This is a genomic window from Amycolatopsis sp. (assembly GCF_036008905.1).
Classification (GTDB): domain Bacteria; phylum Actinomycetota; class Actinomycetes; order Mycobacteriales; family Pseudonocardiaceae; genus Amycolatopsis.
In genome coordinates this window covers 1-10638 of the sequence record NZ_DASYMU010000038.1, presented here as the reverse complement: position 1 = coordinate 10638, position 10638 = coordinate 1, and the positions used below count along the sequence as shown (strand labels likewise).

At 68.5% G+C, this 10638-nt stretch carries 11 protein-coding genes and 1 pseudogene; 9 read left to right on the top strand and 3 right to left on the bottom strand.

Features of this window, described 5'->3' with window-relative positions; translation table 11 throughout:
- The 8 genes from VGP60_RS07260 to VGP60_RS07225 form a co-directional block, all read left to right on the top strand.
- Positions 1-1214, top strand: a 1214-nt coding sequence (locus tag VGP60_RS07260) for a YcaO-like family protein (protein WP_327547100.1), incomplete at its 5' end; no start/stop codon positions are given.
- A gap of 11 nt (positions 1215-1225) precedes the next feature.
- Entirely contained in the window at positions 1226-2833 is a 1608-nt protein-coding gene (locus VGP60_RS07255; protein WP_327547099.1) for a SagB family peptide dehydrogenase, read from the top strand.
- Between the two features lie 443 nt (positions 2834-3276).
- On the top strand, positions 3277-4500 hold the full coding sequence (locus VGP60_RS07250) for a sensor histidine kinase (protein ID WP_327547098.1): 1224 nt from the start codon (positions 3277-3279) through the stop codon (positions 4498-4500).
- Between the two features lie 32 nt (positions 4501-4532).
- Positions 4533-5156, top strand: coding sequence for a response regulator transcription factor (locus VGP60_RS07245; protein ID WP_327547097.1), 624 nt, complete (start codon positions 4533-4535; stop codon positions 5154-5156).
- Positions 5157-5190: 34 nt separating this feature from the next.
- Positions 5191-5373, top strand: coding sequence for a hypothetical protein (locus tag VGP60_RS07240; protein ID WP_327547096.1), 183 nt, complete (start codon positions 5191-5193; stop codon positions 5371-5373).
- A gap of 211 nt (positions 5374-5584) precedes the next feature.
- On the top strand, positions 5585-6121 hold the full coding sequence (locus VGP60_RS07235) for a hypothetical protein (RefSeq protein ID WP_327547095.1): 537 nt from the start codon (positions 5585-5587) through the stop codon (positions 6119-6121).
- 10 nt (positions 6122-6131) lie between these two features.
- Positions 6132-6608 carry a thioredoxin-dependent thiol peroxidase gene (gene bcp / locus VGP60_RS07230; protein WP_327547094.1) on the top strand — a complete coding sequence of 159 codons (477 nt, stop codon included), beginning with the start codon at positions 6132-6134 and terminating at the stop codon, positions 6606-6608.
- 767 nt (positions 6609-7375) lie between these two features.
- Positions 7376-7741 (top strand): hypothetical protein, encoded by a 366-nt coding sequence (locus tag VGP60_RS07225; RefSeq protein ID WP_327547093.1) that lies wholly within the window; start codon positions 7376-7378, stop codon positions 7739-7741.
- A 79-nt stretch (positions 7742-7820) separates the two neighbouring features.
- Here the strand turns inward: VGP60_RS07225 and rdgB are convergent, their stop codons facing one another.
- Both rdgB and rph read right to left on the bottom strand, forming a co-directional pair.
- Positions 7821-8429: an RdgB/HAM1 family non-canonical purine NTP pyrophosphatase gene (gene rdgB, locus VGP60_RS07220; protein ID WP_327547092.1), complete on the bottom strand. Its 609-nt coding sequence runs from the start codon at positions 8427-8429 to the stop codon at positions 7821-7823.
- The gene (rph, locus tag VGP60_RS07215) at positions 8426-9205 is read right to left on the bottom strand and encodes a ribonuclease PH (protein WP_327547091.1); all 780 of its coding nucleotides are present in this window, start codon (positions 9203-9205) and stop codon (positions 8426-8428) included. Before rph ends, rdgB begins: the two co-directional genes overlap by 4 nt.
- A 123-nt stretch (positions 9206-9328) precedes the next feature.
- On the opposite strand from rph, the pseudogene VGP60_RS07210 reads away from it, so the two are divergent.
- Positions 9329-10192: pseudogene (locus VGP60_RS07210) on the top strand (lysylphosphatidylglycerol synthase transmembrane domain-containing protein); the annotation flags it as partial.
- A 72-nt stretch (positions 10193-10264) separates the two neighbouring features.
- Here VGP60_RS07210 and VGP60_RS07205 read toward each other — a convergent pair.
- Positions 10265-10638, bottom strand: a 374-nt coding sequence (locus VGP60_RS07205) for an MBL fold metallo-hydrolase (protein ID WP_327547101.1), incomplete at its 5' end; no start/stop codon positions are given.

Sequence of the window (10638 nt, the reverse complement as noted above, 5' to 3'; positions counted from 1 at the left end):
GTTTGCCGTTCGTGCGCGGGTATTCGTCGGGCTACAACCGGGCGATGCGGGTCAGTTCGCTGCGCGGCCTGCGAGAAGGGCTGCGCACGCAGAGCTGCGGCAAGGGGGTCACCGACATCCAGGCGAAGACCAGCGCGCTCGGTGAGGCGCTGGAACGGTACAGCACGGTGCACGACGGCGACGAGCCGCGCATCGTCAGCAGCCTGGCCGCGCTGGGCTCGGAAGGCATCCACCCCAACGCTTCCATGCTCTACAGCGAACGCCAGTTCGCCGAGCGGGACCGCTGGAACCGCACGGAAATCGCCTTCCAGTGCGTCGCCGAACCGATGCCGGCCGACGCGCGGCTCGAGTGGAGCCCGGTCTACTCGCTCACCGAACAGCGCCGGAAATACCTGCCGACTTCGTTGCTGTTCTTCTCCTATCCGTACCAGGGACCGTTCTACGCACTGGCCGACTCGAACGGCTGCGCGGCGGGCACCAGCCTGGAAGACGCGACGCTGCAAGGGTTCTACGAACTCGTGGAGCGCGACAGCGTCGCTTTGTGGTGGTACAACCGTGTCCGGCGGCCAGGGATCGACCTGGACTCCCTGAACGAACCGTGGGTCGCCGAAATGCGCGGCGAGTACGCGAAGCTGAACCGGGAGGTCTGGGCCCTCGACCTCACCGCCGATCTCGGCATCCCGGCGGTGGTGGCGCTGAGCCGCCGCGTCGACAAACCCGCCGAGGACATCATCCTGGCGTTCGGCGCGCATCACGACGCCCGGATCGCGGTGCTGCGGGCGTTGAGCGAGCTCAACCAGTTCCTGCCCGCGGTCGCGTTCGCCACGGCCGGCGGACAGGGCTACAACTTCCCCGACCCGGCGCAGCACGCGTGGTGGCAGAACGCGAAGGTCGCGGAACTTCCTTATCTGCTACCGGATCCGGCCGTGCCGAGCAGCCGCGTTTCCGACCTCTCCCTGCCGACGAGCCACGACCTCGCCGCCGACGTCCGCGCCTGCCAGGACCTCGTCGAAGCCAAGGGCATGGAGCTGCTCGCGCTGGACCTCACACGGCCGGACATCGGGTTGCCGGTGGTGAAGGTGATCGTGCCCGGCATGCGGCATTTCTGGAGCCGGTTCGCGCCGGGACGGCTCTACGACGTGCCCGTCGAACTCGGCTGGCGGGCGGCGCCGCCGGCCGAGGACGAGCTGAACCCGACGCCGATGTTCGTGTGAAGGGAGAGTCCATGTCCCACTCGGTTTCGCTCACGGGGCAGGGTTCTCCGGCGGCCATCGGGACGGCACGTCACCTGGTGTCGTTCCGCGAAGACGTGATGGTCGACCGCGAAGGCGGGGACCTGCTGATCTCCCACCGCTGGGGCAACCACATCGTGGCCGCGGTCTCGGACGGCGTGGCATCGGCGGTCGACCGGCTCACCTTCGGCCCCGTGCTCGCCGGGAACGTGATGGACCTGGTGATCACCGCCGCGGCAGACCCGATCGGCGAGATCACCAAGATGCACGTGCTCGTCGACGTCCTGCAATTCCTGCTGGTGCATTCGGTCGAGCTGGACGCCGTCACGGTGGCCGAGGTCGTGCCCATTTCGTCCAACGCGCGGTTCAAGGGCTTCACCGGGCCGCGGCGGGTCGAGGACGGCGACCAGCTGAGCGTCTCGCGGTTCGCCTACCTGCACCAGGTCGACGGCGTGTTCACCCTGGAGAATCCGCTGAGCCTGTACAAGGCGCGGCTGCACGACCCGTTGCTGGCCGCGCTGATCGCGAGCGCGTCCCGGCCGCGGACGGTGGCGGAGCTCGCCCGGATCGTGCCCTCGCTCGACCCTGATGCGACCAGGGCGGTGCTGGACCTGCTGGTGGCGGCGAAACTGCTCGACCAGGTCGACGAACCGGCACCGGAGGAGGAACAGGCCCGCCTGCGCCAGTGGGGGTTTCACGATCTGCTGTTCCACGCGCGCAGCAAGTCCGGCCGGCATGACGAGGAGTTCGGCGCGACCTTCCGGTTCACCGGCGAGATCGAACACGAGGCGCCCATCCGCGAGCTGCCCAAAGGGCCGGTCGTCGTGCTCCCGAGGCCCGCGCTGGACGACGTCCTCGCCGATGACGTCACCCTGACCGAGGTCCTCGAGACGAGACAGTCCGTGCGCACCCCGGGTCGGGAACCGCTGACGGTGTTCCAGCTCTCCGAACTGCTTTACCGCGCCGCCAGGGTGCGCGCGGTCTACGGGCCCGCGCCGGAGCGTCAGATGCCCTACCAAGGCGTCGACAAGCCTTACCCCGCCGACGGCGGCGCCGGGGAGCTCGACCTCTGGCTCACCGTCCGCCGCTGCGAGGGCCTCAAACCCGGCATGTACTACTACGACCCGGCCGGCCACCGGCTCGTGCTGGTGAACAACCACCGTCCCGACGTCGACGCGATGCTGGCCGCCGCTTCGGTGTCGGCGGGCAACGCGGAGCCCCCGGACGTCCTGCTGACGATCACCTCGCGGTTCCAGCGGCTCGGCTGGAAGTACAGCGGCATCCCGTATGCCACCACGCTCAAGCACGTCGGCGTGCTCTACCAGACGCTGTACCTGGTGGGCACCGCGATGGGCCTGGCGCCGTGCGGACTCGGCGTCGGGGTCGGCAACGGCGACCTGTCCGCGCGATGCTTCGGGCTCGACTGGGAACGCGAAAGCAGTGTCGGCCATTTCATGGTGAGCTCGGCGCCGGACGAATTCGACCGGCGCCACCATTTCACCGAAGCCATTCCCGGTCGGACGTCGTACAACTCCCAGGATTGGCGTACACGGTCAATCACTGACCGCGACCATTCCGGTAATTTCCCACCGAAAACCTGATCCGTGGGCAAAAGTGCCGACACCGTTTGCCGCGTCGGTTCCCGGACCGCCTCGTATAGAAGACTTCGTTCGGCACTCGGTTGACTACGCGCGGTCCACTAATTGCCAAATGGGCCGCCCCCTTGCGCTAAGACCCCCGGATCTCTTTGAACCGCAGGTAAAATCTAGTGACAAAACAAGGATTCCCCGCCGATCGGAGCAGTCTGAGACTCCCTCTCCGGTGTTAGCGTCTAGCCAGCCGGGGGCCAGTACACGGGAGGCATCCGGAGATGAGACCGCCCCGCGAAACGAACGGGGTCGCTCCGGAGACAGGGGAATGGGAACCTCGCGAAACCACGGCCGGAGAACGGCTCTGAACGGCGTGCGCCTGCGTCCTATGACGCGTCCCGAGACAGACACTGCGCCCCGCAAGGGCCTGAAGCGGACAGGGCTGGTGTGAGGGCATGGCAACGAATTCCAAGGCCAAGGCGAATCGAAGACGCTCGTGGCTGTACCGCCATTTGCGGCCGGGAGCGGGTGGTACCGGGCATGTCGTGGGCGTGCTCGCGCTGATCGGCCTCGCCGCGTACATGGCGCTCATTTCGACCTACCCGGTGCGCACGCTGTTCGAAGTGAACGGGGTCGAACGCGCGCTGCGGACCAGTGCTTTCGTGCTCTGGCTGGGCTCGTACATCTTCTGCGCGGTCAACGTCCTTCGTGGACGGCGCCGGAGCCGGCTCATCCAGGCCATCGCCGTCGGCGGGCTCGCCTGGTCGCTGCTGCTGTTCTGGTTGCTGGGCATGAACTGGGCCGCGCCGCCCGCGCTGAGCTTCTCGGTCATGCTGCTTTGCCTGTCCGGGAAGGCACGCGGGGCAGTCACACTGGGCTGCCTCGGCATCTACTTCGCGGTGATGTCCAATCTGTTCTCCGCCGGCGACACCATCCGCAGCCTCGAGGAATTCGCGCTGTCGACGCTGATCTTCTACGCGATCCCGCGGCTGGTGGTGTTCGCGAGGGAACTGGAAGACACGCGGACGGAACTGGCCGGGGTCGCGGTGAGCGAGCAGCGGCTGCGCTGGGCCCGCGACCTGCACGACACGCTGGGCCGGGGGCTGTCGGTGGTGGTGCTCAAACTGGAACTGGTGGAACGGCTCACCGACCGGGACGCCGAGCGCGCCGCGGCCGAGCTGTGCGAGGCACGGGCGCTGCTGCGGGACTCGATCACCGAGATGCAGACGGTGGTCGCCGGGATGCGGGACACGTCACTGGCCGGGGAAGTCGCCAGCGCGCGCACCATCCTCAACTCCGCCGGCGTACGCACCCAAGTGGAATTGGCGCCGCTCGAACTGAGTTCGGACACCTCGCAGACGCTGGCGTGGATCGTCCGTGAAGGCGCCACGAACGTGCTGCGGCACAGCGATTCCACCGTCTGCGAAGTACGGCTGCGCGCCGAAAGCGGGCACGCCGTCCTCGAGCTGACGAGCGACGGCGCTCCGATCAGGACCATGCAGCTGCCTTCGGGCGGACACGGTATCCGCGGGATGCGGGAACGGCTGGCCGATCTCGACGGCGAACTCGAAGCATCGGTCCAGACCAGTGGCGGATTCCTCCTGCGGGCGACCGTGCCGCTGACCGACCTGGACTCGTCCGGTGGCGCGGCCGACCGTCGCATCACGGCCGCCGGCTAGGCCTTGTCCTGTAGCCCGAAAGGCAGAACCCGATGATCGACACCAAGCAGGCGACCATCCGCGTGTTCCTCGCGGAGGACCAGGTGATGGTGCGCTCCGCACTGGTTTCCCTGATCGAGCTGGAGCCGGACCTGTCCGTGGTCGGCGTCGCCGGGCGCGGTGACCAGGCCGTGGACCGCATCACCGAGCTCCGCCCCGACGTGGCCGTGCTGGACATCGACATGCCGGGCCTCGACGGCCTGTCGGCCGCCGAGCTCATCCGGTCGCGAGTGCCGACCTGCGCGGCACTCATCCTGACCGCGTTGAGCAAACCCGGCATGTTGCAGCGCGCGCTGCAGGCGGGCGCGAAGGGTTACGTGGTCAAGCACGCGCCCGCGGACGAGCTGCTCGCCGCGATCCGCGGGATCGCCGCGGGTGAGCGCGTGTTCGACTCGGCGCTCGCCGTGGCGGCGCTCGAAGAGGACGTCCCGGTGACCCAGCGCGAGCTCGACGTCGTCCGGCTGGTCGCCGAGGGCGCGTCCGCGCGGGAAATCGCCGGGCGGCTGTTCCTCTCGGAAGGCACCGTGCGGAACTACACGTCGAACATGATCAACAAGTGCGGCGCGCGGAACCGGGTGGACCTGGTGCGGATCGCCTTCGACCGCGGATGGCTCTGACCGGCTTCCGGCTCGGGGCCGTACTGTGAGCCCCATGCGCCTGCGCAACCCCATCAGCTGGTTGGCCCACTGGGCCGACTGGTTCGAGACGCGTGGCGTCTACGTGCCCGGCGAGGAAAGCCGCTCGGTCGATCCGTGGCGTGACTTCGGCTGGCTCATCGTGGCCTGGGTCGTCGGACTGGCCATTTTCATCTTGTTCTTCGCAATCGCCGTTTGACGTCCGTTGTAAGTGGCATTTCAGTGAGAACTGTCACTACCAGTGCCCTTCCGGTCACAGATCGGCCACGGGTGTACACCAGCTCCGCGTCAACCCCCCGGCGATGCTCGTCGAAGGGGCCCGGGCGGTAGAGAGTGAGTCTCGTTCGGCGGAGGCGACAAAAGTACCTACGCCGAACGGACCAACTCCCCACCCGACTGGAGTAACCGCGATGGCGCCCGCGCGCACACCGAAGCTCATGCTGGCCGCCTGCGTGCTGTTCGCCGCGGTGGCCTGCGGGGTGCAGGTGCAGGCCGGCTCCGCCCCTGCCGCGCTCGGGCCGGTCCCCGAGGTCCAACCGGCCGTCAAAGCCACGGACACGCTGAAGTTCGGCGTCGGCCACACCTTCGCCGACGGCGTCGCGATCACCGTGTCGGCCCCGAAGTCCTTCCAGCCGAGCCCGACCGCGTATCCGGCCAGCGCCCGCGCGGCCGCGTTCGAAATCGAAGTCACCAACGCCGGCGCCGCGCCGTACCGGCTCTCCGGCTTCTCGGTGGCCGCGACCGTCGCCGGCACTCAAGCCATCCAAGTCGTCGACTCGACGCAGGGCTTCAACGGTGTCATCGACGCCGGCAAGGACGTCGCCCCCGGGCGCTCGGTCCGGATGAACCTCGCCTTCGCCGTCCCGCCACAGCCCGCCGAGCTGCGGATGGTGCTCCGGCCCGACACCGCCAGCCCGGTTTCGGCTACCTACTGCGGCTCGGCTTAGGCTCGGGGGCATGAGCGAGCAGCGGCTTTCCCCGGGCGACACCGCCCCTGATTTCACCCTCCCGGACGCCGACGGCAAGGACGTCTCCCTCGCCGACTTCCGCGGCCAGTCCGTCGTCGTCTACTTCTACCCCGCCGCGGGCACGCCGGGCTGCACCAAGCAGGCCTGCGACTTCCGCGACAACCTCGCCGAGCTGAACAACGCCGGCTACCAGATCCTCGGCATCTCCCCCGACAAGCCGGGAAAGCTGGCGAAGTTCGTCGACGCCGAGGCGCTGACCTTCCCGCTGCTTTCGGACCCGGAGAAGACCGTCCTCAAGCAGTGGGGCGCGTTCGGGGAGAAGAAGAACTACGGCAAGGTCGTGCAGGGCGTCATCCGCTCGACCTTCGTCGTCGACCCCGAGGGCAAGATCTCGACGGCGCAGTACAACGTCCGCGCCACCGGCCACGTCGCGAAGTTGATCAAAGACCTGAACCTGGTCTTCTAGTTCGCCCCGTTGGCGCCTTGTCCCGGCGCGTCGGCGAGCCATCTGACCCCAAAGCGGCGTCGGGGGCATTGAGTGCCCCCAACGCCGCTTTGGGGTAACGACACGGGGTGGATCCCCGCGAACGGACCGTTCGCGGGGATCCACCCCGTTTTTGTCGGTGGGGGTTCGCATGATCGAGGGCATGAAACGTGGAAGCTGGGCCCGCCATCCGATGATGGCGGGCCACAAGAACCGTCCCGAGGTCGTTCGCGCCAAGTTGCTCGAAAAAATGGGCATGGAGCGAAGAACGATCTACCGAAGATGTCTACCCGGCGGCCCGTGGCGGAGGTTGCTGCCGGGAGTCATTCTGCTCAACCCGACCGACCCGACCGAAGAGCAACGCATCCAGGCCGCGTTGCTCCGGGGTGGCGCGGGCGCCATGGTGACTGGCTTGTGGGCCGCTCGCAGACATGGGCTGCGCAGGATCCCTGTCCCGGACGACGTGCACATACTCATCCCTGGAGAGCGTGAGGTTTCGAGTGCGGGATTCGCGCTCGTCGAGCGGACGATCAGATTGCCTGACCCAGTGATGCGTCACGGAGTTCCGGTCGCGCCCGTCTTTCGTGCGGTACTGGATGCCACGCGGCGAATGCGGGATTTCGACGTGATCCAAACAATGCTCGCCGAGGCTGTTCAACGAAACCGTTGTACTCCTGAGGAACTCCACGACGAGTTGCGAGACGGCAGTCAGCGAGGCTCGGCGCTGCCACGCCGGGGCGCTGGCCGCGTTGCTGGAAGGCGCCGAGTCCGTCGCGGAAGGCGACGCGTGGCGACTGTGGAAGCGAGCCGGACTTCCGGAGTGTGAAAGGAATGTCCACATCTACGACGAGAAGGGCGTGTACGTCGCGAAGCCGGACGCTTGGTGCGACGACATCGCGTTCGCGTGGGAGATCGACTCCCGTGAGGTTCACTCCGAATGGGATGACTTCGCGGACACCTTGGCACGTAACGCCCGCTACGTCGCGGCCGGTGTCGTCGTGTTGCAGACCTTGCCCGCTCGCCTCCGAACCGAGCCCAGCACCGTGATCAAGGAACTCCGTGCCGCCTACCTAACCGCCCGCCGTCGCCCCCGCCCCGCCGTGAGCAGGCACTAGGGCCCCGAAAGTGCCCCCAAAGCGGCGTTGGGGGCACTGAGCGCCCCCAACGCGGCGTTGGGGGCATGTCCCGATCCGGTCACCTGGTCGCCAGTGCTCGCAGCTGGGGCAGGAGCGCGCGAAGTGCCCTGCCCCGGTGCGAGACGGCGTCCTTTTCGGACGGTTCCATCTCCGCCGAGCTCCGGCTCTCACCCTCCGGCACGAAGATCGGGTCGTAGCCGAAACCGTTGGCACCACGAGGTTCGCGGATCAGCGTGCCGCGCCAATCGCCGCGCACCACGGTTTCCTCGCCGCCCGGGACGACAAGTGCCGCCGCGCAAACGAAGCCCGCGCCCATGCGCTCGTCCGGGGTGTCGGAGGTCTGCGCCAGCACGAGGTTCAGGTTCGCCTTGTCGTCACCGTGCCGACCGGCCCAGCGTGCCGACAGCACGCCGGGCATACCGTTCAGCGCGTCGACGGTGATCCCCGAGTCGTCCGCGATGGACGGCAGGCCGGTGGCCACAGCCGCGTCACGGGCCTTCGCGAGCGCGTTGCCCTCGAAGTCCGGTGCGGTTTCCGGCGCCTCTTCGAACTCGTCGACGTCGGCGAGACCGAGGACCTCGACGCCCTCGATCCCTTCCGCGGCAAGGATTCGGCGCAGCTCGCCGAGCTTCTTGGCGTTACGGGTGGCCAGCAGCAGCCGGGTCACTTGGCGCTCTTCGACTTCTTGTCGGGCCGCGGCTCGGGCAGCTCGCCCGGGTACGGCAGCGCGAGTGCTTCGGTCTGCTTGCGCGTCAGCTCCGCGCAGCCGGCGAGCGCCATGTCGAGCATGGTGTCCAAAGTGGACCGGGCGAAGGTCGCGCCCTCGCCCGTGCCCTGCACCTCGATGAGCGTGCCGGCGCTGGTCGCGACGACGTTCATGTCGACCTCGGCGCGCGAGTCCTCTTCGTACGGAAGGTCCAGGCGGACCCGGCCGTCGACGACGCCGACGCTGATCGCCGCCACCGAGGACGACAGCGGCTGCGGGTCGTTGAGCCGGTTCGCGGCGCCGAGCCAGGTGATCGCGTCGGCGAGCGCGACATAGCCGCCGGTGACGGCCGCCGTGCGGGTGCCACCGTCGGCCTGGATGACGTCGCAGTCGATGACGATGGTGTTCTCGCCGAGCGCGGCGAGGTCGATGCACGCGCGCAGCGAACGGCCGATGAGCCGCGAGATCTCGTGCGTGCGGCCGCCGATGCGGCCCTTCACGGACTCACGGTCGCTACGGGTGTTGGTGGCCGAGGGGAGCATCGCGTATTCGGCGGTCACCCAGCCGAGACCGGAGCCCGCCCGCCACCGCGGCACGCCTTCGGTGACACTCGCCGCGCACAGCACGCGGGTGTTGCCGAACTCGATCAGCACGGATCCCGCTGGCCACTGCTGGAAACCCCGGGTGATCTTCACTTCGCGGAGCTGGTCGTCGGTCCTGCCATCTTTTCTCGCCACGCCGAGCACTCTAGGACGTCGCCCGATCACCGCTCTGCGCGGATGCGGCCTGTAATTCAACGCACGTTGACTTCTCTGATCACCGGTGGATAATTCAGTCCGAGGGAAAACAGGGGTGCGGGGATGACCGGGAAACGGGTCTTGAAGATCGCGGGCACGGTGGCCGTGTTCGCGATCGTGCTGGTGACCCTGCGGGACAAGCTGCCCGCACCCGCCCATGTCGCCGATGCGCTGGGCGGCGCCGACTTCCGCTGGCTGATGATCGCCGCGCTCGCCGAGTTCGTGTCGATGGCCATGTTCGGCCGCCAGCAACGACGGCTGCTGCTCGCTTTCGGCGTCTCGATGCCGCGTCACCGCGCGCTCGCCCTGTCCTACAGCCGGTCGGCGATCTCGATCAGCCTGCCGGCCGGTTCGGCGGTGTCTGCGGGCTACGCGTTCCGGCAGTTCCTGGCGGGCGGCGCCGACAAGGCCGCCGCGACGGCCGTCATGCTGCTTTCCGGTGTGCTCTCGTTCCTCGGGCTGGCGTTGCTCTACACCACCGGGACGCTCGTGCACCTGTCGTCGGCCTGGCAGACCCATCCTGTGCCGACGGCGGCGGCCACCATCGCCGTGCTCGCCGTCCTCGGCTGGGCCGCGTACTCGCTGGGACACGCCCGCGAACGCCATTGGACGCCGTCCGGCCGCTGGTCGTGGTTCGAACCGGTGGTCAACACCTGGCGGACGGCCCGCGCCGTCGCACCACGGCACTGGGCGCTCGCGCTCGGCTCGGCCGTCATCAACTGGACGACCGACCTGCTCTGCCTCTTGGCGGCGGCCCGCGCGTTCGACATCCAGGTCAGCATCACCGAACTGGCCGCGGTCTATCTCACCGTGCAGATCGTGCGGCAGATCCCGCTCACGCCCGGCGGTATCGGCGTGATCGAGGTCAGCCTGCTGGCCGGGCTCGTATCCGCGGGCGCCGACGAAACGGCGTCGGCGGCGGCCGTCCTGGCCTACCGCCTGCTTTCCTGCTGGCTGATCATCCCGTTCGGGCTGCTCGGCTGGCTGGTCCTGCGCCGCTCAAAGGTCGTAGACGGCGCCCTGCTCGACGGCGATGGTCTTCGGGAAGACATCGAGCGCCTCGCGCAGGACGGTGTCCCGATCGGTCCACGGCGCGATGTGGGTGAGCAGCAGCCGTCCGGCGCCTGCCCGAAGCGCCAGCTCCCCCGCCTGCTTGCCCGAAAGGTGCACGCCCGGCGGCCGGTCCGGCGAGTGCGTCCAGGACGCTTCCGAAAGCAGCACGTCGACGCCGGCGGCGAGCTCGTCGAGCGCCGCGCACGGCCCGGTGTCGCCCGTGTAGGCGATCGTGGTGCCGTCGTGGGTCAGCCGGATGCCGAACGCCGGGGTCGGGTGGTCGACCCGGATGGCGGAGAGTTGAAAGGGTCCGATCTGCA